This window comes from Bacillus sp. MC1252 (assembly GCF_056838025.1).
Genome location: NZ_CM166369.1, coordinates 2,191,762 through 2,214,131, shown reverse-complemented (window position 1 = coordinate 2,214,131; position 22,370 = coordinate 2,191,762). Strand labels below are relative to the sequence as shown.

30 protein-coding genes and 1 tRNA gene are annotated in these 22,370 nt (G+C 40.7%); 26 read left to right on the top strand and 5 right to left on the bottom strand.

Features of this window, described 5'->3' with window-relative positions; genetic code table 11:
* Positions 1-182: 182 nt before the first annotated feature.
* From ACYH0L_RS11275 to pstB (ACYH0L_RS11255), 5 genes are all read left to right on the top strand, one after another.
* Complete coding sequence (locus ACYH0L_RS11275) at positions 183-1,100, top strand: phosphate ABC transporter substrate-binding protein (RefSeq protein WP_007501261.1); 918 nt, start codon at positions 183-185, stop codon at positions 1,098-1,100.
* A 79-nt stretch (positions 1,101-1,179) separates the two neighbouring features.
* Positions 1,180-2,106, top strand: coding sequence for a phosphate ABC transporter permease subunit PstC (pstC, locus tag ACYH0L_RS11270; RefSeq protein WP_034319569.1), 927 nt, complete (start codon positions 1,180-1,182; stop codon positions 2,104-2,106).
* Positions 2,106-2,990, top strand: a complete 885-nt coding sequence (pstA, locus tag ACYH0L_RS11265) for a phosphate ABC transporter permease PstA (protein ID WP_482354024.1) — start codon at positions 2,106-2,108, stop codon at positions 2,988-2,990. The genes pstC and pstA overlap by 1 nt, the downstream gene beginning before the upstream one ends.
* 23 nt (positions 2,991-3,013) lie before the next feature.
* On the top strand, positions 3,014-3,826 hold the full coding sequence (gene pstB / locus ACYH0L_RS11260; protein WP_099726635.1) for a phosphate ABC transporter ATP-binding protein PstB: 813 nt from the start codon (positions 3,014-3,016) through the stop codon (positions 3,824-3,826).
* Positions 3,827-3,841: 15 nt separating this feature from the next.
* The gene (gene pstB / locus ACYH0L_RS11255; protein WP_099726636.1) at positions 3,842-4,624 is read left to right on the top strand and encodes a phosphate ABC transporter ATP-binding protein PstB; all 783 of its coding nucleotides are present in this window, start codon (positions 3,842-3,844) and stop codon (positions 4,622-4,624) included.
* A gap of 43 nt (positions 4,625-4,667) precedes the next feature.
* Here the strand turns inward: pstB (ACYH0L_RS11255) and ACYH0L_RS11250 are convergent, their stop codons facing one another.
* Positions 4,668-5,168 (bottom strand): endolytic transglycosylase MltG, encoded by a 501-nt coding sequence (locus tag ACYH0L_RS11250; protein ID WP_099726637.1) that lies wholly within the window; start codon positions 5,166-5,168, stop codon positions 4,668-4,670.
* Positions 5,165-5,512, bottom strand: a complete 348-nt coding sequence (locus ACYH0L_RS11245; protein ID WP_003217285.1) for a hypothetical protein — start codon at positions 5,510-5,512, stop codon at positions 5,165-5,167. The genes ACYH0L_RS11250 and ACYH0L_RS11245 overlap by 4 nt, the downstream gene beginning before the upstream one ends.
* A 449-nt stretch (positions 5,513-5,961) precedes the next feature.
* On the opposite strand from ACYH0L_RS11245, the gene rpmG reads away from it, so the two are divergent.
* The 10 genes from rpmG (at position 5,962) to ACYH0L_RS11195 (ending at position 15,044) form a co-directional block, all read left to right on the top strand.
* Entirely contained in the window at positions 5,962-6,111 is a 150-nt protein-coding gene (gene rpmG, locus ACYH0L_RS11240; protein ID WP_008360061.1) for a 50S ribosomal protein L33, read from the top strand.
* Positions 6,112-6,159: 48 nt separating this feature from the next.
* Entirely contained in the window at positions 6,160-6,720 is a 561-nt protein-coding gene (locus tag ACYH0L_RS11235; RefSeq protein ID WP_482354023.1) for a 5-formyltetrahydrofolate cyclo-ligase, read from the top strand.
* A gap of 141 nt (positions 6,721-6,861) precedes the next feature.
* Positions 6,862-7,035, top strand: coding sequence for a hypothetical protein (locus ACYH0L_RS11230; RefSeq protein WP_017367602.1), 174 nt, complete (start codon positions 6,862-6,864; stop codon positions 7,033-7,035).
* Between the two features lie 86 nt (positions 7,036-7,121).
* Positions 7,122-8,660, top strand: a complete 1,539-nt coding sequence (locus ACYH0L_RS11225) for a rhomboid family protein (protein ID WP_099726640.1) — start codon at positions 7,122-7,124, stop codon at positions 8,658-8,660.
* Between the two features lie 70 nt (positions 8,661-8,730).
* Entirely contained in the window at positions 8,731-8,934 is a 204-nt protein-coding gene (locus tag ACYH0L_RS11220; RefSeq protein WP_099726641.1) for a YqgQ family protein, read from the top strand.
* A gap of 13 nt (positions 8,935-8,947) precedes the next feature.
* Positions 8,948-9,901: an ROK family glucokinase gene (locus ACYH0L_RS11215; RefSeq protein ID WP_099726642.1), complete on the top strand. Its 954-nt coding sequence runs from the start codon at positions 8,948-8,950 to the stop codon at positions 9,899-9,901.
* A gap of 212 nt (positions 9,902-10,113) precedes the next feature.
* Positions 10,114-12,033 (top strand): LTA synthase family protein, encoded by a 1,920-nt coding sequence (locus tag ACYH0L_RS11210; protein WP_482354022.1) that lies wholly within the window; start codon positions 10,114-10,116, stop codon positions 12,031-12,033.
* 84 nt (positions 12,034-12,117) lie between these two features.
* Complete coding sequence (locus ACYH0L_RS11205) at positions 12,118-13,242, top strand: M14 family metallopeptidase (RefSeq protein ID WP_099726644.1); 1,125 nt, start codon at positions 12,118-12,120, stop codon at positions 13,240-13,242.
* Between the two features lie 156 nt (positions 13,243-13,398).
* Positions 13,399-14,652, top strand: a complete 1,254-nt coding sequence (locus tag ACYH0L_RS11200) for an MFS transporter (protein ID WP_099726645.1) — start codon at positions 13,399-13,401, stop codon at positions 14,650-14,652.
* 77 nt (positions 14,653-14,729) lie between these two features.
* Entirely contained in the window at positions 14,730-15,044 is a 315-nt protein-coding gene (locus ACYH0L_RS11195; protein WP_099726646.1) for an MTH1187 family thiamine-binding protein, read from the top strand.
* A 24-nt stretch (positions 15,045-15,068) separates the two neighbouring features.
* On the opposite strand, the gene ACYH0L_RS11190 is transcribed toward ACYH0L_RS11195, so the two are convergent.
* The gene (locus tag ACYH0L_RS11190) at positions 15,069-15,242 is read right to left on the bottom strand and encodes a DUF2759 domain-containing protein (RefSeq protein WP_003217333.1); all 174 of its coding nucleotides are present in this window, start codon (positions 15,240-15,242) and stop codon (positions 15,069-15,071) included.
* Positions 15,243-15,400: 158 nt separating this feature from the next.
* Between ACYH0L_RS11190 and ACYH0L_RS11185 the strand changes: the two genes are divergently transcribed.
* Complete coding sequence (locus ACYH0L_RS11185) at positions 15,401-16,039, top strand: MBL fold metallo-hydrolase (RefSeq protein ID WP_099726647.1); 639 nt, start codon at positions 15,401-15,403, stop codon at positions 16,037-16,039.
* A 48-nt stretch (positions 16,040-16,087) separates the two neighbouring features.
* Here ACYH0L_RS11185 and ACYH0L_RS11180 read toward each other — a convergent pair whose 3' ends face one another.
* Positions 16,088-16,330: a DUF2626 domain-containing protein gene (locus ACYH0L_RS11180; protein ID WP_003217440.1), complete on the bottom strand. Its 243-nt coding sequence runs from the start codon at positions 16,328-16,330 to the stop codon at positions 16,088-16,090.
* Between the two features lie 200 nt (positions 16,331-16,530).
* Here ACYH0L_RS11180 and ACYH0L_RS11175 point away from each other — a divergent pair, with 200 nt between their 5' ends.
* Positions 16,531-16,911, top strand: a complete 381-nt coding sequence (locus ACYH0L_RS11175) for a Spx/MgsR family RNA polymerase-binding regulatory protein (RefSeq protein WP_482354021.1) — start codon at positions 16,531-16,533, stop codon at positions 16,909-16,911.
* A gap of 55 nt (positions 16,912-16,966) precedes the next feature.
* Here ACYH0L_RS11175 and ACYH0L_RS11170 read toward each other — a convergent pair.
* A tRNA-Gln gene (locus ACYH0L_RS11170) sits at positions 16,967-17,037 on the bottom strand.
* A gap of 99 nt (positions 17,038-17,136) precedes the next feature.
* Between ACYH0L_RS11170 and ACYH0L_RS11165 the strand changes: the two genes are divergently transcribed.
* The 9 genes from ACYH0L_RS11165 (at position 17,137) to ACYH0L_RS11125 (ending at position 22,370) form a co-directional block, all read left to right on the top strand.
* A complete protein-coding gene (locus tag ACYH0L_RS11165) occupies positions 17,137-17,997 on the top strand; it encodes an STAS domain-containing protein (protein ID WP_099726648.1) in 861 nt (286 codons plus the stop codon).
* 164 nt (positions 17,998-18,161) lie between these two features.
* On the top strand, positions 18,162-19,232 hold the full coding sequence (gene comGA / locus ACYH0L_RS11160; protein ID WP_099726649.1) for a competence type IV pilus ATPase ComGA: 1,071 nt from the start codon (positions 18,162-18,164) through the stop codon (positions 19,230-19,232).
* The gene (gene comGB / locus ACYH0L_RS11155) at positions 19,213-20,253 is read left to right on the top strand and encodes a competence type IV pilus assembly protein ComGB (RefSeq protein ID WP_410608564.1); all 1,041 of its coding nucleotides are present in this window, start codon (positions 19,213-19,215) and stop codon (positions 20,251-20,253) included. The genes comGA and comGB overlap by 20 nt, the downstream gene beginning before the upstream one ends.
* 16 nt (positions 20,254-20,269) lie before the next feature.
* On the top strand, positions 20,270-20,563 hold the full coding sequence (gene comGC, locus ACYH0L_RS11150) for a competence type IV pilus major pilin ComGC (protein ID WP_008360227.1): 294 nt from the start codon (positions 20,270-20,272) through the stop codon (positions 20,561-20,563).
* Positions 20,556-21,002 carry a competence type IV pilus minor pilin ComGD gene (gene comGD, locus ACYH0L_RS11145; protein ID WP_099726651.1) on the top strand — a complete coding sequence of 149 codons (447 nt, stop codon included), beginning with the start codon at positions 20,556-20,558 and terminating at the stop codon, positions 21,000-21,002. Before comGC ends, comGD begins: the two co-directional genes overlap by 8 nt.
* On the top strand, positions 20,986-21,297 hold the full coding sequence (gene comGE, locus ACYH0L_RS11140) for a competence type IV pilus minor pilin ComGE (protein ID WP_099726652.1): 312 nt from the start codon (positions 20,986-20,988) through the stop codon (positions 21,295-21,297). Before comGD ends, comGE begins: the two co-directional genes overlap by 17 nt.
* Entirely contained in the window at positions 21,212-21,748 is a 537-nt protein-coding gene (gene comGF, locus ACYH0L_RS11135) for a competence type IV pilus minor pilin ComGF (RefSeq protein ID WP_257213624.1), read from the top strand. The genes comGE and comGF overlap by 86 nt, the downstream gene beginning before the upstream one ends.
* Positions 21,738-22,121: a competence type IV pilus minor pilin ComGG gene (locus tag ACYH0L_RS11130; RefSeq protein ID WP_099726654.1), complete on the top strand. Its 384-nt coding sequence runs from the start codon at positions 21,738-21,740 to the stop codon at positions 22,119-22,121. Before comGF ends, ACYH0L_RS11130 begins: the two co-directional genes overlap by 11 nt.
* A gap of 60 nt (positions 22,122-22,181) precedes the next feature.
* Positions 22,182-22,370: a YqzE family protein gene (locus ACYH0L_RS11125; protein WP_008360237.1), complete on the top strand. Its 189-nt coding sequence runs from the start codon at positions 22,182-22,184 to the stop codon at positions 22,368-22,370.

The window sequence follows — 22,370 nt, the reverse complement described above, 5'->3', positions numbered from 1 at the left end:
GGGCGTTTTTTTATGTTTTCTTCAAACTTTTCGATATAAATTGACAAAAACCACAAAAAACTCCGCAATATCTCTACAACACTTCGACATTTACAAAACCTTAACATTCCATTTAAACGAAATTAATAAAGAACCTTTAATGTATTACTCGTAGGACAAATTATTCAGGGGGTATTCTTGAAATGAAAAAGAACAAATTATGGCTGCTTACTTTCCTTACTATCGCATTGTTAGCATTCGTCACAGCATGCGGAAACAGCAGCTCAAGCGGAGATTCAAAAGACAGTAAAGGAAATGCTTCAAACAAAGATGAGGCATCAGGTTCCATTACCATCTCAGGATCATCTGCGATGCAGCCTTTAGTTCTTGCGGCAGCAGAAAAATTCATGGATAAACATCCAAAAGCCGATATTCAAGTACAAGCCGGCGGTTCAGGAACAGGACTTTCTCAAGTTTCAGAAGGATCTGTACAAATTGGTAACTCAGATGTATTCGCAGAAGAGAAAGACGGAATCGACGCAAAAGCTTTAAAAGACCACAAAGTAGCAGTTGTTGGAATGGCCGCAGCTGTAAACCCTGAAGTTGGTGTCAAAGACATCACAAAGGACGAATTGAAAAAAATCTTCACTGGTAAAATCAAAAACTGGAAAGAGCTTGGCGGGAAAGACCAAAAAATCACTCTTGTGAACAGACCTGACTCTTCAGGAACTCGTGCAACATTTGTGAAATATGCGCTTGATGGTGCAACACCTGCAGAAGGAATCACAGAAGATTCTTCAAACACAGTGAAAAAATTGATTGCAGAAACACCAGGTGCGATTGGATACCTAGCATTCTCTTATTTAACAGATGACAAAATTACACCGCTTAGCATTGATGGTGTGAAACCGGAAGAAAGCAATGTGGAAAGCGGTAAATATACAATTTGGGCTTACGAGCACTCTTATACAAAAGGTGAGCCGGATGGTCTAGCAAAACAATTTTTAGATTACCTCATGAGTGACGAAGTACAAAAAGAAATCGTCAAAGACCAAGGCTACATCTCAGTTTCTAATATGAAAGTAGAAAGAGACGCAACAGGCAAACAAACAGATAAGTAATAGGTCTTGAATTGCTGATGAAGGAAAAGTGGAGCTTTTCACTTTTCCTTTTATGACATTCATAGGAGTGTAGAAAAAGATGAAGCAGATAGAACAGACAGAAGCGAGCGATCGACTGATCAGCTCGAAGAAAAATAGGCAAATGGATGAAGTAAGAGGAAGTATTTTGGTGAGATTTTGCGCATTCTTAATGATTGCTGTATCCATCGCCATCACGATCTTCCTTGGCATTAAGGGTTTACAATCTTTCATCGTAAATGGTGTAAGCCCAATTGAGTTCTTAACCAGTATCAATTGGAACCCAACAGCAGAAAACCCGCAGTACGGCGCATTTCCATTTATCTTTGGATCAATCGCCGTCACACTCCTATCGGCACTCATTGCAGCGCCGCTAGGCATCGCAGGCGCAATCTTTATGACAGAAATTGCACCTGCTTGGGGACGAAAAATTCTCCAGCCAGTCATTGAATTGCTTGTAGGGATTCCATCCGTTGTTTACGGATTCATAGGTCTTACAGTATTGGTACCGTTTATCGGACATTTCAAGTCAAGCGGCTCAGGGCATAGCGTGCTAGCAGGAACGATTGTCCTGTCTATTATGATTCTCCCAACCGTTACATCCATTGCAACTGATGCAATGGCTTCACTTCCAAAAAGTTTACGTGAGGGATCGTATGCATTAGGCGCAACAAGATGGCAAACGATCAGACGTGTTCTTGTACCAGCAGCTCTTCCGACATTAATGACAGCGGTCGTGCTTGGAATGGCAAGAGCATTTGGAGAAGCCCTTGCCGTTCAGATGGTCATTGGAAACACGCGTAATCTACCAGAGAGCATTATGGACACAGCTGGTACATTAACAACCATTATTACGTTAAACATGGGTCACACAACGTATGGAAGTGTTGAAAACAATACACTTTGGTCAATGGGACTTGTCCTTCTAGTTGTATCATTTATGTTCATACTCATTATCAGATACTTGTCGTCTAGGAGGAAGATTTAATGAATAGCAAAATGACCGATCGTTTTGCCACATTTGTTTTTGGATTATGTGCCGCCATTATTACGGCGATTCTTGTTGGTTTGTTTTCTTATATCATTTTCAACGGTGCAAAAGAATTAAATTTTGACTTTTTGACAACTCGCTCAAGTGCGATTGGCTCTGGCGGCGGTATTCGGGATCAGCTGTTTAACTCGTTTTACATTCTATTTATTACGATGCTGATCACAGTGCCCCTTGGCGTCGGCGGCGGAGTGTACATGGCGGAATATGCACCTCAAAACAAAGTCACAGATTTTATTCGTACATGTATTGAAGTGCTATCGTCACTTCCATCTATCGTCATTGGCATGTTTGGTTTACTCATGTTTGTGAATTTAACAGGCTGGGGCTATACGATCATTGGGGGAGCTCTTGCGCTCACTGTGTTTAACTTACCAGTGATGGTCAGGGTGACAGAAGACGCGCTGCGCTCTGTACCGAAAGATCAAAAGGAAGCATCACTTGCGCTCGGTGTAACGAAGTGGCATACGGTGAAGACAGTCCTTATTCCAGGTGCGATTCCTTCTATTATTACCGGTGCGATTTTAGCATCAGGAAGAGTCTTCGGGGAGGCGGCTGCTCTTCTTTTCACAGCAGGTCTCTCAACACCGCGTCTTGATTTTACAAACTGGAGTCCTTTTTCTGATACGTCACCGCTGAATATTTTCAGACCGGCCGAAACATTAGCCGTTCATATATGGAACGTCAATACACAAGGGATCATACCAGATGCAGAAGCCATTGCAAATGGTGCATCAGCCGTACTTGTGCTTTCAGTCTTAGTGTTCAACTTAGCAGCTAGATGGCTTGGTTCATTTATTCATAAGAAGCTTACGTCAAAATAATGTGAGAGAGGTGTGAAGGGGATATGGTTCAAATGCTAGCAGAAAAAAAAGAGATTGCAGCAAAAAAGGCTCCACTTCAAGCGGAAGAGATTTTACAGGTGCAGGATTTAAGCATTTATTATGGTGAAAAAAGAGCGGTTAATCACATTTCATTCGAAATTGAGAAGAACGCGATTACCGCATTAATCGGCCCATCAGGCTGCGGGAAATCAACCTTTCTACGCAGCATTAACCGAATGAACGACTTGATTCCAGGCGCGAGAAGTGAAGGAGCGATCATGTACGAAGGGTTAAATATTTTGGATGACCGCATTAATGTGGTGAATTTAAGAAGAGAAATCGGCATGGTATTCCAAAAACCAAATCCATTTCCTAAATCGATCTACAACAACATTACCCATGCGTTAAAGTATGCGGGTGAAAAAAGAAAATCAGTGCTTGATGATGCGGTAGAGGAAAGCTTAACAAAGGCGGCGCTATGGGATGAGGTCAAAGACCGTCTGCACCGCTCTGCATTTTCATTATCAGGCGGTCAGCAGCAGCGCCTTTGTATTGCACGTACACTTGCGATGAAGCCTAGCGTGCTTTTATTAGATGAACCTGCTTCTGCCCTAGACCCGATCTCAAATGCAAAAATTGAAGAGCTGTTAACAGAATTAAAACATGATTATTCAATTGTCATTGTCACACACAACATGCAGCAGGCGTTACGTGTATCTGATCGTACGGCCTTTTTCCTGAACGGTGATCTAGTGGAATATGATGCGACTGAACGTATCTTTACACGTCCTGCGCAGCAAAAAACAGAAGACTATATCAATGGTCGATTTGGATAAGGCGGGTGGATTTTGATGAATGCAGTAGCAACTAAAGCAGCAGCAAAAGAAGTGTTTCGTGTGAATGATATGAACCTTTGGTATGGTCAGCACCACGCACTGAAACATATTGACTTAGCCATTAGAGAGCATGAAGTCACAGCGATTATCGGCCCATCAGGCTGCGGGAAGTCAACGTTTATTAAAACCTTGAATCTCATGGTCAAAACAGTGCCAGGTGTGAAAATCACAGGGGATATGATGTATAACGGCGACAACATCTTAAAAGGACGTGTCGATTTAGTAGAACTGCGTAAAAACGTCGGGATGGTGTTTCAAAAAGGAAATCCATTCCCTCAGTCTATCTTTGATAATGTCGTTTATGGCCCAAGAATTCATGGAGTGAAGAGCAAGCAGCAATTGAAAGAAATTGCTGAAAAAGCGCTTCGGGATGTCGCACTTTGGGATGAAGTGAAAGATCGTTTAAGTGCGCCTGCATTAGGTCTTTCCGGCGGTCAGCAGCAGCGTCTATGTATCGCAAGAGCGATTGCCACAAGCCCAGACATCCTATTAATGGATGAACCCACATCAGCGCTTGATCCTGTTTCAACATTAAAGATCGAAGAATTGATTATGAAATTGAAGGAGAAATACACGATTGCCATTGTGACGCACAATATGCAGCAAGCGGCAAGGGTATCTGATCGAACTGCCTTTTTCTTGATGGGCGAGCTTGTTGAGGTCAATGATACAAATGTGATGTTCTCAGAGCCAAACGATCAAAGAACGAATGATTATATATCTGGACGATTTGGATAATAAACATCCCCTGGAGGTCAGCGCCGCCAGGGGATTTTAGATGTTATTTTGTTAAGGCTTTGACGATTTGTTTGAATGTCATTCCTGTTTTTAAATTGAATTTGCCGGCACGAATTTCTTTATGGTAGCCTGCGTCAATCACGTAATCATTAAAATCTTTAGACGAGTTAATGATTCCGTCTTTTTCAAGCATGTCTGAAACATCACTTGTGCTCATACCGTTTTTAATCACGAATTTAACCGATTTGCCTTTTGACTTGTCCGTTGTTTGTTTATCGCTCTTAGAATCGCCGTCTTCGTTCGCTTTCAGCGCTTTTTCTTTATAATCAAGAAGCTGCTGATACGTTTCGCGGCTGACGGATACTTCTTTCTTAGAGTCTAAATAATTTTTCACGTCAGTGTCTGTCACTTTCGCTGCGAGGGTTTCTTTTGTCGTAGAATCAGCTGCTGCTTCATCTTTTCCTGTGAGGAAAAACACGATGGCCAGAACGCCAGTGGCAAGAATCATACCTGCTGCGAACGTTTGGATGCTTTTTTTCGTCATACAAGCACCCTCTCGTTGTCTTTAATGATCATGTTGACATCTTCTACAGACACATGCTCAGCGCGTGCTATCGCCTCAGGAGACATGCCATTTTGATGCTTTGAAATGATTTGTCTTGCGATAGATGGATCAATTTCTGAATGCTTGCGGACAACGATGTTTGTTTCAAGCAATTCTTCTTCAAGGACTTTCATTTTCTTTTTCAGTTTATAGATTTCTTGCATTGCAGATAGTTGAAGTGTTTCAAGTTCCTGCTCGACTTCTTTAATCGGTTCTCTTTGAAAATATGAGAATGCGATCAGTACAATACTGACAACAAGCAATCCGATAATTGCAATTTCCATGTTTCATCACCTTTTATTCATATTTTAATGCCGAAAGCCAAAAAAGGCTTTCATGATTGTTTCAGACAGTTTTCGACCCTTCTTTTTTATACCACAAAAAAGCTAGTTTCAAAAGGAATTGCTGAAGAAAATCACCTTTTTTTCATCATTTTTCTTTTTATATGTAAAACGAGTATGAAAACCTTGCTCACTGTCAAAATAAAAGAAGGCTGACAGATCAAAAAAGACAGTGGATAGAAGAGGGGTTCTCATGTATACAGTACGACAAAGGCCTGAGGTTTTATAGGGGAGCGGGCGATTTTTCATGAAATGACAGTGCAATACGGATAAGAACGCGGGTGGAATGCACGAAAAATGAAATTGGTGAAAAACATTCTAGCATTCCTAAGATAGAAGTGGTATTATAGTTAGGTCTGAATGTGAATTGATTTTAGTTTGGAGGGAAAAATATGCGCGTAAATATTACTCTAGCTTGCACTGAATGCGGTGAGCGTAACTATATTACTAAAAAGAATAAGCGAAACAATCCAGATCGCGTTGAATTCAAAAAGTATTGCTCACGTGATAAAAAACAAACTTTACATCGTGAAACAAAGTAAGCAGCAGGGAATTTTCCTGCTGTTTTTTTATGATGGGAGATGATCCTTGTGAAAAAAGAGCTTCGGCGTCAAACATTAGCAAAGATTGAGCAGATGAGTTCTGAGGAATTTAAACAAAACACGACTTTACTATATGAGCATCTGTTTCAATTAACCGCATGGAAACAGGCGAAAACGATTGCGCTGACCATGTCTAGAGGAAAAGAGGTACCTACAAGACCTCTGATTGATAAGGCGTGGGAGGAAGGTAAAACAGTGTGCGTACCAACCTGTTTCCCGGAAACGAAAGAGATGACGTTTTATGAATATACACCGCAAACGAAGATGACATCCAGGTACTTTGGGCTATCAGAACCAGACCCTGAAACATCGGCAGCTGTACATAAAAAAGCGATCGATTTGGTGATTGTTCCTGGGGTATGCTTCGATCAGCAAGGCTACCGTATTGGATACGGTGGCGGTTATTTTGACCGTTTCTTAGCTGACTATCACGGCGTAACACTTGCTCTTTGTCTGTCTGTCCAGCAAATAGAGCATGTTCCGGCTGAAACGCACGACATACCGGTGTCTATGATTGTCAGTGAGAAAGGTCCGTTATATCATGAGTAAAAGTCCGCTGCTTACGCATAAGAGCGGATTTTTTGTTGATGACGTTTTACCATAGGAAAGGTGATCACTTCCGATAAAAAAGGCTGTTCATGTATAAACAAATCCTATTTAAGCCACGATACGAACATAGGAGGGAATATCATGAATAAAATGATTTGGAGCATTGTGTTCACACTGTTTGCATTCGTTCTCGTGCAAAATCGTTATCGGCTGATGAATTTGATCTTAGGTCAAAATCAAGTGCGTCACTTTTTTATTAAGTGGCTGATGAAAATCCCATATTTTCGGACGAAATTTATTCGCCAAGCATTCTAATCCCGCAAAAGCCGGGATTTTTTTGTTCAGAAATGCGGATAAGAATGATTCTTGTTATAATAATGTAAAAAATGGAGCGCAAATAAATGAATGTCATAGATAGTCTATTTTGGCGAGTTGTTGATGAACTAAGACAAAAAGGATATGAGATGATTCAAAGTCCTTACCCAGAAGATGAAATATTTTTTGAAGCACCACGAAACTCAGGGTATGATCTCATCCGTCTATATAGAAAAGATGTGAACTTTAGACAGGAGATCGTTCGAGATATTGAAGAGCAGACGTTTCGGATGAATCAGCTGAGAGAAGCCATGCGTAAACGATCTCTCCATCTCTTGCAGCTTCAATTTACAGCTGACGATCCAGTAGATGTTTGGAAAGATATAAACGGTCAGCCGTATAAAAAACAAAAGGTGACAATTACACCTGTTTTATTCAATGAAGAAGCTCTTCAAAACGATGTGCACGAGCTGCAAAAATGGCTGAATACATCACTTTCAGTTGATGTAGAAGAGGCGAAGACAGATACAGCTGAAGATGCCGTGCAGCTTAAAATGAACGTGCTACAGGCGTTTGACGACCAGGAAAAGCAGCGGGAACGAGAACGGGCCGTTTTTCAAAATGGCAGACCGATTTTCACCTACTTGCTAATCGCTGTTCAAGTTGTCATGTTTCTTTTACTTGAGCTGTCTGGCGGAAGTACAAATACGGCAACTTTAACTGCGTTTGGTGCTAAAAATAATGTACTGATCTTAGATGGTGAATGGTGGCGCCTGATTACACCGATGTTTTTACACATTGGCTTGACGCATTTACTCTTCAATACATTTGCTCTTTGGTCCGTTGGTGCGGCTGTTGAGAGAATTTATGGGTCAGGAAGATTTTTGCTCATCTATTTGGTGTCCGGCATATTTGGCTCAATTGCGAGCTTTCTGTTTAATACGGCGATCGCAGCCGGTGCATCAGGCGCGATCTTTGGCTGTTTAGGCGCACTGTTATATTTAGCGATCTCTAACCGCAAGCTTTTCTTTCGGACGATGGGGACAAATATTATTGTGATCATCTTGATCAACTTAGGAATAGGGTTCACCGTATCAGGTATTGATAATGCCGGTCACCTTGGCGGCCTTGTTGGCGGTTTTTTAGCAGCCTTAGCTGTCCGCCTGCCTAAACAGCTGCAGCCTGTCAAAATGCTTCTTGCCAGTCTTCTCCTTCTGCTTATTGGTGGTTTTGGATTGTATACAGGATTTCATTCCGACGATCAAAAGGAAGCAGCGGCAACAAGTGAGGCAGCGAGTTTATTTGATGATAAGAACTATAGCGAAGCAAGTAAACGTCTAGAGGAATATGTGTACCAAAAGAATGCATCAGCTGAAGCACTTCATATATATGCACTCTCTGAAGCACAGCTGGGTCACCTTGACAAGGCGGTACAATTTTTGCGAAAGTCGCTCGAAAAAGATCCAAATGAACCGAATAAACTGTATCATTTATCATTGTTGTACGTAGAAAAAGGGGAAACAGCAAAAGCAGAAAGTCTAATTGAGAAAGCGTTAAAACAAGATCCTGAAAATGATCAATTTTTAAAGCTGAAACAATATATCGAAAATACTCAAACACGTTGAATGACTTGACTGAAAGCGCATTTATGAATACGCTTATCCTATCTGTTGATTGAAAGAAATGGTGGAAATAATGAAAACGTTATATGATGTACAGCAGCTGCTCATGAGATTTGGAAATTATGTGTATTTTGGAGATCGTGAAGTGGAGTTAGAATTTATGGCAGATGAATTGAAGGAAATGTATACATCGGGAATCATAGACCGAAACGAATGGTCAAACGCAATGGCCATTCTTCAAATGGAATTGGCCAAATTAAATAGAAAAACAATGTGAAGGTGGAGGGCATATGACAGGGGATTGGTTTGTAGGGGTTGATCTTGGCGGTACGACAATTAAGCTTGCGTTCATTAATCTATATGGTGAGATTCAGCATAAGTGGGAGATTCCTACGGATAAATCTGGGCAGACGATCACAGTCGATATTGCGAAATCAATTGATCATAAACTGGTTGAGATCAGTATGCCAAAATCGGCTCTCATTGGTATAGGAATGGGAGCACCTGGACCCGTCGATAAAGTATCCGGAATCGTCTATAAAACAACGAATTTGGGCTGGACAAACTATCCTTTGAAAGATCACTTAGAGGCCGAAACGGGACTTCCATCTGTAATTGAAAATGATGCGAACATTGCTGCACTCGGTGAAATGTGGAAGGGTGCAGGAGATGGTGCAAAAAACATCTTTATGGTCACACTTGGAACGGGTGTTGGCGGCGGCATTATCGTAAATGGGGAGGTTGTTCAAGGTGAAACAGGTGCTGGCGGAGAAATTGGCCATATTTGTGCAGTTCCATTTCAAGGAGCACCGTGTAACTGCGGAAGAACAGGCTGTATTGAAACCATTGCGTCTGCCACCGGCATCGTCCGGCTTGCAAAGGATAAATTAGAAACCGAGCAGCATACATCCTCACTTGGGACGCTCGCTTCGCTGTCTGCAAAGGATGTGTTTCAGGCGGCAGAAAACGGAGATAATCTTGGAATGCGTGTCGTAGAAGAAGTGACGACCCACCTTGGACTTGTCCTAGCGAATCTTGCTAGTGCTTTAAACCCAACAAAGATCGTCATTGGCGGTGGTGTTTCTAAAGCAGGAGAGCTTCTTCGCAGTAAAGTAGAGCACGTGGTCAAACATCATGCATTCCCGCCTTGTGCTGAAGATGTCGAGGTTGTCATTGCATCACTTGGAAACGATGCAGGTGTGATCGGCGGGGCATGGATGGCAAAAAATAAATGGCTGTCTTGAACAAAAAGTCATAATGATGTCATTTTTATTAAAAAAAGCGATATATGGGCATGAAATTGAATGTTTAGCATATTCATAAGTTTGTCATGGGGAAAAAGACATTGATTTTCCAGCACAGACAGGATAAGATATATTTTAGTTGTTTTTGAAGAAGCACCAATAATTAGGGTATGCCCCTAACCTGAGTGCGTGTCAAGCATAAGGAGGTTACAATGCGAAAGAAAAGATTACAGGCGATGTCATTTTTACTGATTGCGACTTTGTTAATGTGGGTCAAAACCTATGTTATCTATAAATCTAGCTTTAATATCAAAATTGAAAATTTCATGCAGGAGTTTATCCTGTTTATTAATCCGCTTAGCTTTCTCTTGTTTATCTTCGGTATCGGTTTATTCTTTAAAGAAAAAAATCGCAATCGATATATCATCGTGACGAGCTTTATCCTGACATTCATTTTGTTAGCCAACATTGTATTTTATCGATTCTATAGTGATTTTCTAACCATCCCCGTCCTATTTCAAACAAACAATATGGGTGACCTCGGGTCAAGTATTACCTCTTTAATTGAACCAGTCGATTTGCTGATGTTCGTTGATATCATCATTTTAATTTGGCTCTATAAAAAACAGCCTTCCTTTAGAACGGATGTCACCATTTCACGAAAGGAACGAGCAGCATATTACTTATTTGTGGCAGCCACATTCTTCTTTAACCTTGGCTTGGCTGAAACTGAAAGACCAGAACTGTTAACTCGTTCATTCGACCGTGAGATGCTAGTGAAAAATATTAGCTTATATAACTTCCATATTTATGATGGGGTTCTGCAATCGAAGCAGTCCGCTCAACGGGCTCTTGCTGACAGCAATAACTTAACCGAAATTGAAAACTATGTAAGCGCGAATCAAACCGACCGTAACGAAAAAACGTTCGGTCAAGCAAAAGGACGAAATGTCATTCTTGTATCACTTGAGTCTACTCAGAGCTTTGTGGTCAACGAAAAATTGAATGGGAAAGAAATCACCCCGTTCTTGAACAAATTAATCAAGAAAAGTTACAACTTTAGCAATTTCTATCATCAAACAGGTCAAGGGAAAACCTCTGACTCAGAGTTTATTGTTGATAATTCTCTCTACTCACTTGGAAGAGGGGCCGTGTTCTTTACAAATCCAAGTAATGAGTATACAGCCATACCTGAGCTGTTAAAGGATGAGGGCTATCACTCTTCTGTTATTCATGCGAATAACAAAAGCTTCTGGAACCGTGACCTGATCTACGATAGCTTTGGCTACGATAAGTTTTTTGATATTAACTCATTTGATGTGAATGAAGAGAACTCAGTTGGCTGGGGATTGAAAGATGGTCCGTTCTTCGAGCAGTCAGCGGAATTGATGAAGTCTATCCCGCAGCCTTTCTATACGAGATTGATTACATTAACGAATCACTTTCCATTTGATCTAGACGAAGAAGATAAGCTTATTGATGAATATGATTCTAAGAGCAAAACGTTAAACAAGTTCTTCCCTACAGTGCGTTATCAGGATGAGGCACTTAAGATTTTCTTTGAAAAGATGAAGGAAGCAGGTTTATACGACAACTCCATTTTTGTTTTATATGGGGATCACTACGGAATTTCAGAAAACCATAACGAAGCTATGGGACAATTCTTAAATAAAGAGATTACACCATTTGAAGAAGTGCAGCTTCAAAAAGTACCGTTTGTTGTACACATACCAGGGATAACGGATAAGAATCCAAAAGAAATTGATACGGTGGGTGGTCAGGTGGATATCCGTCCAACTGTACTCAACCTTCTAGGAATTGATACAAGTCAGCAAATTCAATTTGGTCATGACCTATTATCGAAAGATACAAATGACTTTACAGTGCTCCGTGATGGAAGCTTTATTACGAAGGACAGCATTTTCACAGACGGTGTTTGCTACAATAAAGAAACGGGCGAGCCAAGAGACGATGAAACCGTTTGTCAGTCTTATGAAGAAAAGGCGAAGCAAGAGCTTCAATTCTCTGATCAAATTATCTACGGGGATCTCCTTAGATTTTATGACCGGAGCAGCCCGGACCATTCACCTTCCAAAAAAGAAGATGAGAGTAAGCTGAAAAAGGCGTCCTAACATATGAGAAAACCTCTGCTATTTTAGAAGCAGAGGTTTTCTTTTTTTCATGCTGGCTCATATAGTATGAGAGGAGGGATGTAAATGAAGACAACGTCGTTTGGAAAAATTGAATGGCAGCTGGATGAAGCCAAGCTGGATGATGTGGCAAAGCAGCTTGGAATAGGGAAAGCGGCTTTCCATTTATCCAATCAAACAAGTACCGAGCATCTTCTTTTACCGGGGTATAGATTCCCAGAAGGTACCCATGCATTTCATTCCATAGGTGATTTGCAGAGATTTATTTCACCTTACCGGCTGCAGCAATCAGATGATTGGATCAACGGAACATTTGAATACGATAGTGCTCAATTAGAAGAAGAGTTAAGACATTTGAAAGCCGTATTTCCTTTTCTTGATATCAGTGTGATTGGTCATTCAGTGCTTGATACGCCTATTTATGAAATTCGGACAGAGCCAGCTCAGCATTTACATTCTATTCATCTCAATGCCTCTTTTCATGCAAATGAATGGATCACCACCTCTGTTTTATTAAAATGGTTGAAATCCCTTTGTTTAGCCGCGTCTGATCCAGTGCAAGCGAGACATTATGAAGCGGTTCATATACTGCAAACCACCGCACTATCCATCGTGCCAATGGTTAATCCAGATGGAGTGGATTTGGTTCGCAATGGCCCAGAATCACTAGGTCTAAGCAGTGAAAAATTGACATCGCTAAATGGTGGGTTTTCCGATTATAGAGAATGGAAAGCTAATATTCGAGGAGTTGATTTAAACAATCAATTTCCTGCTTATTGGGAAATCGAATACTACCGTAATCAGCCGAAGGTGCCGTCTTATAGGGATTTTCCTGGTGATCAGCCGTTAACAGAACCAGAAGCGAAAGCGATGGCAAATCTTGCGTTACGCAAGCGCTTTGACCGGCTGATCGCCCTTCATACACAAGGAGAAGAGATATACTGGGGCTTTCTTGGCCACGAACCAGCGATATCCAAAGATACGGTCAAACGATTCGAACAGGTGAGCGGCTACAAACCGATTCAATACCTTGATAGCTATGCAGGCTATCGTGATTGGTTTATTTATCAATTTCAAAGTGAGGGCTATACAGTGGAGCTTGGTCTAGGGAAGAATCCTCTTTCCATGAATCAATTTGATTCCATTTATGAAAAAACAAAGCGGCTATTATGGGAAGCTTGTAAGTGTTAAAAAGCACCTGTCTGGTGTTTTTTAACATTTGAAAATAAATCAATTTCTTATTGTCAATAAAAACAGCGTTGAAGTGATTGACGAGGGCCTCCTTGTAAGCTATTGTGAAAGAAATAGATGTAAAAAAAAGGATATGTTTTAGGGAGATGTCGATCATTGAGTGCTCAAAGCCTGTGGAAAAGAAATTTTACTTACTTATTTGTTTCTAAAATGTGCAAAATCACTGCTGATAGTTTATCTTTCAACACCATCTTGTGGCTTTTAGTGCTAGGCGGGAAAGGGGCAATAGGGACAGCGTTTTTTATTGCGGTCAGCTTTGTTCCTCAAGCGATCGTCGGGCCATTTATTACCCCAATGATGAGGCCGCATCAATTGAAATTCTGGATGTGCTTTGCTGATTTAACGCGAGGAGCGATTATCCTTGTGATCGTGATCAGTTACTTTCATGGTTTTTCCCCATTAGCACTCATCATTGGCGGTATGCTGCTGCATTCGGCGACAGGAGGCTCCTATGAACCGGCGTCGGTATCAATTATTCCAAAGCTTGTGCATGAGGACGTCATACAAAAAGCGAATGCAACCATCCAATCAGCAAGTCATGTGGTAAGGCTTGTGACGGTTACGGTTTGTGGTGTCATGATCGCGTTTGTGGGGGTAGGGTATACAATGCTTGTGATCATTCCTCTTTACCTCATATCAGCTTTATTGGTTTTAATGATTACATATCAAACAGAAGTCATCATTGATAAAGGCAAAAAAGGGCTATCATATGGCAAAAGATTAATGAGGGGATTTTCACTTGTTAGGAGCCATCATATTTTGTTTCCATTAGCGATTTTTTGCGTCTGCTCAAACTTCGCTGCAGCGCCCTGGGAAGCATTGTCTGTTATTTATTTGACAGAAGAATTAAATAGTGGACCGGTGGTTTATTCATTGATCAAAGTCACAACAGCACTAGGCGCATTTTTGATGGGGTTTGTTTTGACAAAGATCAAAGTGAATCGGTATGGATTGCTGTTTATAGGCGCAGGGATCGTTGATGGAATCGCATTCTTCATCACAGGAATGAACGCATTATTACCACTTGTGTTTATATCAGCTTTTGCCTTAGGCGCAGCCATCAGTGCAGTCAATGTTCCCGAACATACGATGATTCAATTGTCAGTGAAGGCAGAGGATCAGCCGCAGGTATATGCGATTATCAACATGATCTCCTACTTAATGATTCCGTTAGGTGCCCTCATCGGCGGCTATATGGCCACTCTATTTGGTTCTGGGTACGTTATTGCAGCAGGAGGGATCATTGAAGCTGTTTCTGGTATCTGCCTGCTTCTGTTCACAAAGATTGGGAAGGTAGAGAGGACGGATTTGACGATAGAACGAGACAAACCTGGCTTAAACGCAACGTGATCATGGCTTTTTTAAATGAGGATAGGTTACAATGAGGACGAGGAAACATGAGGATTCAATTGAAAGGAGCAAGAAACATGGCCATAGCAGATGTCACCATCATTCCAATAGGAACTGAAACACCAAGCGTGAGTTCATATGTAGCAGATGTACAAAGAATTTTGGAAGGCTTTCAACAAGAAGGGAAAATCAAATATCAGTTAACACCTATGAATACGTTAATTGAAGGTGAATTATCCGTTTTATTTGAGGTCATTCAGCGCATTCATGAGGCACCTTTTGAAAAGGGATTACACAGAGTAGCAACCAATATCCGCATTGATGACAGACGGGATCAAACAACAACCCTTACAAGCAAATTAGAAAGCGTGAATAAGCACTTGAATCAATAAAAAAAGCCTGCTACATGCAGGCTTTTAATGTGCAGTTGGATAACCGCTATAGATGATGGTCATGACAGTAAACCATCCAAAAACCAAAAATGTAGCGCCAGCAAAAGCGATGGCAAGTACGTTCACTTTTTTAAGTGAGCGATAGATGCCGAGAGCGGCTAAAATCGTGACTAGACCGAAAATAATGACGAGCATCATATGAAAATCCCCCTTTGTCATCAATCCCCTTGATTTCCTTTCTTTTCATTTTAACCGTTTTCATAAAGCTTGTCGAGTAGATTCCAGTTGACGATTGTTTGAATTTTTATTGAATAGCCTTCATAATAAAAAAGAATGAATAAAGTAGGTGATGAAAAATGAATTGGAGAAGAATGCCACTAGGCTATGTACAAGCAAATGCGTATATTTGGAAAAACGAGCAGGGAGAATGCTTAATTTTTGATCCAGGTGGTGAAGCGCAAAAGCTGATTTCCTATGTGAAAGAAAAACAGCTCACACCGCTCGCTGTCTTACTGACACATGCCCATTTTGATCATATTGGTGCGGCAGATGAGGTGCGTGCAGAGTGGGGAGTGCCACTATATGTACACGAACATGAAAAAGAGTGGCTCACGAATGCTGAGTTAAACGGCTCAGCTCGATTGATTGGAAATGGAATTACTGTCAAAGAAGCTGAAAAATTGATTACGTCAGAAGGTACTCTTCAAATCGGATCGTTTACATTAGACATATTCCATACACCTGGGCATTCACCAGGCAGTATGTCTTACTACTCGGCGGAGGAGGGATTTGTCATTTCTGGTGACGCTTTATTCCAAGGCGGCATCGGGAGAACAGATTTAGTGGGCGGCAGCCAGGAAGTGCTGCTTCAATCGATTCATGACAAATTGTTATCATTGCCAGAATCCACTCTCGTTTTAAGTGGACATGGCGGGGAAACAACTGTGCTCACGGAGCAGGAACAAAATCCGTTTATTCATGGTTTTTCTCTTTAAATGTAGGTATGAAAAAAGCATCTCTTCTCAATGAGATGCTTTTTTCTATTAATGTCCGGTACCGGGAACCATGATGAAAATCGAATAATATGTAAATCCGGCAAAGAAAATCGTCAAGTACGCTCCGAAAATGTAAATATACATTCTTTCGGATAAATTCAAGTAGGATAAAAATACAAAAAGAACGGTTTGACCGAAGAACAGCAAGGATGCATCTTTCATATGTCCTAAATAGAACATGACAGCAAAAATACCCGTCCAAAAGCCAAGCACGCGGAACATGCGATTCATTTCTTTCCCTCCCCTTAAAAACCCCTTTGATTCATATTATAGCTGATCATCACTTGTTATGTAAACATTTACATTTTTGACAACGTGTGAACATTTATTTAGTAAGATGAAAAAAATTTTTTGAAAAAGTGTTTATGCCTAAATACATAAGGGTACTTACTCCATAAGAGAAAAGGTTAACGACCTAAGGAGGAAGACTAATGAGTGACATTACTTTTTATTCATACCCGAGCTGCACGTCTTGCCGCAAAACAAAACATTGGCTAAAGGCGAATCAAATTGATTTTAAAGAGCGTCACCTTTTCAGAGAAACGCCAACTCTAGATGAATTAAAAAAGATTCTTTCCTTAACGACAGAGGGAATGGATGAAATTTTAGCCACGCGAAGCCAAGCTTTTAAAAGCTTAAATTTAAATATTAATGATTTAAAAGTAAACGAGGTACTTGAGCTTCTCATTGAAAAACCAAAGTTGCTGCGGAGACCGATCATCATTGATGGGAATAAATTAGTGGTTGGCTATAATCCCGGGGAACTCATGAAAATATCAAAAAAGATAGCGATTCATCAATCGGTTTCCTAATAAAAAACGAAGATCAGCTGAAACATGCTTCAGCCGTCTTCGTTTTTGTGCTGAACTGGGCTAGCTGGGTTCGAACCAACGATCACGGAGTCAAAGTCCATTGCCTTACCACTTGGCTATAGCCCAATATCAAACGTGTAATGATATTGTTCACCATCTGCGGTCATTTATACATAAAGTTTGGTTTGTCACTAGTTTTAAGTGAAAAAGGAGCGAAAGAAATAAATGAAAAATGAAAAATCTGAACAATTATATGAATTTATTCTAAAAGAAGCGCCTGTCATGACCGAAGAATGGTTGAAAACAAGAACAGAAGAAGGTTCATTATACTCTAAACATGCTTCAGAGGAGACAGAAAAGAAACTGAAGGAACAAAACACAGCGTTTATTCAAACCATTGCAGCGACGCTTGTAAAGGTATCAGACAAAGCAGAGAACCATTTGAAAAAGTGGTCTGTTGATATCGCTCGTGATCGAGCAGTTCACGAGGTGCCCTTATATGAAATCATCGGCCAATTTAAGGTATTCCGCCACATCTTCTGTTCGAGAATCGAGACATTCACACAAGAAACAGAGCTAGAAGTGACGCTGCAAGATGTGTGCGGATGGAATCAGCATTTTCACGGGACGTTTGATGATATGATTGAGCGTTTATCAGAAGAATATGACCGCGTGACACTGAGTCAGCTAAATGCACAAAGAGAAATGATCCAAGAACTTAGTGCCCCTGTTATTCCAGTATCAAAAGAGATCGGGATTTTACCGCTGATCGGCGAAATTGATACGTACCGGGCCAAAATTATTTTGGAGTCAGTACTAGAACAGGCTTCAAGACTGCGTTTGATCCATTTATTTATTGATATATCTGGCGTACCAGTTGTTGATACAATGGTTGCTTATCAGCTCTTTAAAGTGGTTGATAGTGCGAAGCTTCTAGGAATTGAGACGATTATTTCAGGTATCCGGCCAGAGATTGCTCAGACAGTTGTCAAACTTGGCATTGATTTCTCAAAAGTAAATACTGAACATAGCCTTGCAAAAGCGTTAGAAAAGAGAGGATTCCGTATCTTTGAAGAGGCAATATGATCAAAAAACCTGCACTTGTAAAAGTCAGGTTTTTTGTTATATTTAATAAAATGCATCCTAAGTTAAGGATTTTAACGCTTTATCAGTCATTAAAATCGTGAAATGCGCTTTTGTCAGACGGGTTCCTCCATCTTACAATAGGGTCAGAGAAAGGAGTGAACCACTTGTATGGTATTGAATATTTGGGACAAGAGCTGCTAGAAGAAGCATGCCGCATGAGAGCATCTGATGTTCATATTGTCCCAAAAGAAAAGGAAGCTTCGGTATCTTTCCGTGTAGACTCAGATTTAATCCAGCAGCGAGCCATTGATAAAAAAAGCGGGGAACGGTTAATTGCTCATTTTAAATTTTTATCCTCCATGGATATCGGCGAAAAAAGGAGACCGCAAAACGGGTCATTGGCTGTGATGCTGAGAACTGGCCAAGTGTTTGTTCGAATGTCTACATTACCGACTGTAAATGATGAAAGTTTAGTGATTAGGATTTTACCGCAGGATCATATCCCGAAAACAAAATATCTGTCGTTATTTCCGAAAGCCTCAGCCAGATTATTATCATTTTTGAATCATTCGCATGGACTCATTTTATTTACTGGGCCAACCAATTCAGGGAAAACAACAACACTTTATTCATTGATACAGTTTGCAAAAAAGCATTTCAACCGAAATATTATTACACTTGAAGATCCTGTGGAAACAAGAAATGAAGAAGTGTTACAGGTCCAAGTCAATGAAAAAGCAGGCATCACGTATGCGGCGGGATTACGCGCTATTTTAAGACATGACCCAGATATGATTGTGCTAGGAGAAATAAGAGATGCTGAAACAGCCAAAACGGCAATTAGAGCAGCACTGACAGGCCATTTAGTGATGAGTACGCTGCATGCGAAAAATGCAAAAGGTGCCCTTTACCGAATGCTTGAATTTGGTGTGACGATGAATGAGCTCGAACAAACAATGGTTGCGATTGCTGCACAGCGATTAATCGAGCTCACGTGTCCATTTTGCGGGGAAACGTGTCAGCTATATTGCAAATTAAATCGACCGGTCAGACGAACGAATGTTTTTGAATTACTTTACGGAAAGGAGCTTGGTGAGTGTATCAAAGAGGCCAAAGGAGAATATGCTCACTCGTCATATGAAACACTGCAAAGATTAATTCGTAAAGGAGTGGCACTGGGCTATCTATCGAAAAACACATATCATCGCTGGGTTTATGAAGAAGCGAGTCTCTAAAGCCTGGTCTAGAAGAGAACAAGCTGAATTTCTATCAAAACTTGCTCAATTGATTCAAGCTGGATATACATTGATTGAGGCATTAACGATGGTGAATATCCAGTTATCAAAGAAGCAACAGCAGCTATTAACAAGAGGCATTCAGTGGCTGCTTGAAGGGGAGTCTTTTTATGTGGTGCTGGAGAGACTCCATTTTCAGCGGGAAGTCATCGCCATTCTCTGTTTTTCAGAGAAGCATGGCAGCCTAGCACGCGCTCTTGAGCAAAGCTCACGTTTTTTAGAGAAAAAAATCAAGCAGTTAGACACGTTCAAACGTATGTTACGGTACCCGATCTTCCTCGTCTTTACGGTCTTGGTTGTGCTAATACTTGTTCAGCAGATGATCATTCCTCAATTTTCTTTATTGTACTCATCGATGGATACCCGCATGTCATGGCTGATCCAAGGGATGTTTGGACTCTTTCAATTCCTACACGCTTTCCTCCTCATCATAGGCTGTATGTGTATCTTTTTGGCTGGATATTATCATGTCTTTTTTAGGAAAAAGTCAGCCCTTGAGAAACTGAGAGTGATGAGCAGGCTGCCTGTGTTATATAAAGGGATGCAGCTGATGCATACGTATCTTTTTTCCCTTCAGCTAAGCGGGCTTCTTCAAGCTGGATTATCGATGTATGAAAGCTTGCAAGCTTTCAAACAGCAAAGCTATTTACCCTTTCTTCAAGAAATATCTGAACAGATGATTGGAGAATTAAGAAAAGGAGAAAGCATGGAACATCAACTAAGCGGGTCTCCTTTTTTCGAAAAACATTTTGCAGCTGTCATCAAGCATGGTGAAGCTAGCGGGATGCTTGCAAGAGAATTGTACACGTATAGTCAATTCCTATTGGAGAATGCAGAGCTGAAAATTGAAAAATGGGTTTCATGGCTGCAGCCGGTCATATATGGTTTGACAGCGCTCCTTATACTCATTGTGTATTTATCTATTCTTTTACCGATGTATCAACTAATGGAACAAGTGTGAGGAGGAGGACAAAGGCATGAATGATAAAGGATTTACACTGTTGGAAATGTTAATTGTCATGCTCGTGATTTCCATTCTTTTACTCATTACCATTCCGAATATCACACGTCACCATCAAAGCATTCAAGCGAAGGGCTGTGAAGGGCTCAAATCAATGGTGAGTACACAGGTGATGGCATATGAATTAGAGCATGATGGCAAGACACCATCTTTAGCTGAATTAGAAAAAGAAGGCTATGTCAAAAAGGGATTAACTTGTCCTAATGGAAAAGCCATTGTCATTCAAAACGGCGACGTGAAGCATGAATAAGTTGCTTTTACATGAGAAGGGTTTTACCCTCATTGAACAGCTCATGATCTTACTTGTTTTATCTATTCTATTGTCGGTCATAGGAGGAAAAGTCCCAAGTATATTAGAAAGTGCTGAAGCAAAAAAACAAGTGAACATCATGAAACAAGATCTCCAATTGGCTGCTTATACGGCATTTATCAAAAAAACCCGTGTGAATGTTGACATTCATCCACACCATGTATCCTATCAAATAATAGATCAAAATGGTGATGAGGTGATTGCTTCTCATCAGCATAAAAAAGGCATCATCAAGCATTCTACATTTCCACAGGGGATCCACTTTAATGTAAATGGACATCCGAGCAGCGGCGGATCTCTCATTGTTCAATTTGGCAGTCAAACTTATAAACTCACGATTTATTTAGGGAGCGGGCGGATCCATGTTCAAAAACAATAGAGGATTTAGTACGTTTGAGATGCTGTTAGCTTGCCATACCTTTCTATTTGCAGCTCTTGTGCTCATGCCAGCCTATGAAAAACTAATGATGGGAAAAAAGGAATTAAGAGCAAAACTTGAAGCTTACCAAGTGTTACATGAACATATGAACGAAGCGTTCATAGAAGGTACAAAGCCATCCGTCAAAAAGAAGAGAGGCGAGATCACATATGAACTCCATTGGAGTAAGCAGAGGGGATGTGTATCATACAAAGTACACAAAAAGAAGACGATATGCTTTCGTCATGTTGAATGATGAACAGGGATTTACACTTGTACAAGCTTTGTGGCAATTGCAACTATTTCTGTTCCTTTCTTTTGGCTGTGTGCTCATCTTTTCTGTTGCAGAGAAAGCCCATCCATTTGAAGAAATCAACCAATTTTCACAAATGGAGTGGAAGCAAACTGTACTGCAATTAGAGGAGGAATTAAGCCGTGCACTGGCTGTTAGAGCGGTGAAAGAAGGAAAAGTGTTAGAGTATATTTCCGACCAAGGGCGAGTTGTGAGGGTTGAGCCATATCAAGAGATGCTGCGGAAGCGAATGGATCAGGCGGGGCATCTTCCTTTATTGCAAAAGGTGAAACAATTTCGCGTCAGAACAGATCAGCAAACAACAATCCTTGAAGTCACAGATGTATCTGGTAAGGTGTATGAAGCCATTTTTTTCACATATAAAGGAGTGGTTCCTAAAAAACGTGAAAAGTGAAGAAGGGTTTATCTATCCGCACGTACTTGCTACGATTCTTTTCTTCCTTTTGATCCTAGGCTCGATGACGATTGGGTTTCAAAATGAGCTGAAAAGTGCAGAGCTGACGATTTCCTTTTATAAAAAACAGCAGCTATTTAGAATGGGTGTAAGTGAGGCTGCAAGCAAATTAAATCGTATTTGTGATCAGCCGAATACTCATGTGGACACTGAAGAAGGACGTGTGACATTGAAACAGATCGGGTGCGATCAAAAGAAAAAACATGTCCATATGCTGGTCGGCGTTAAAACAAAGGATGGTTTAGCAGATGAGCGGGAATTGGTGATGGATGGGAAGACCGGTGAAATTATGAAATGGACAATCCCTGATTAGCCAGTGTATAAAATCACACTCTTCCTGGTAACACTTTAAGGAAGAAGAGGTGAATGTTCGTTGAAAACAAATGACTATGTAAAATATATGACACAGGAAATCATTAAATATATGAATACACCACGTGACGAACGGAAGGAACATAAACAAGAAAAGATGGAAACAAAACCGCCATTTTCACAGCGCTTATTTGGTGTTCTGCCGTTTGGCTTTTCAATGATGCTAAAAAAACGACATCGACAAAAGTAA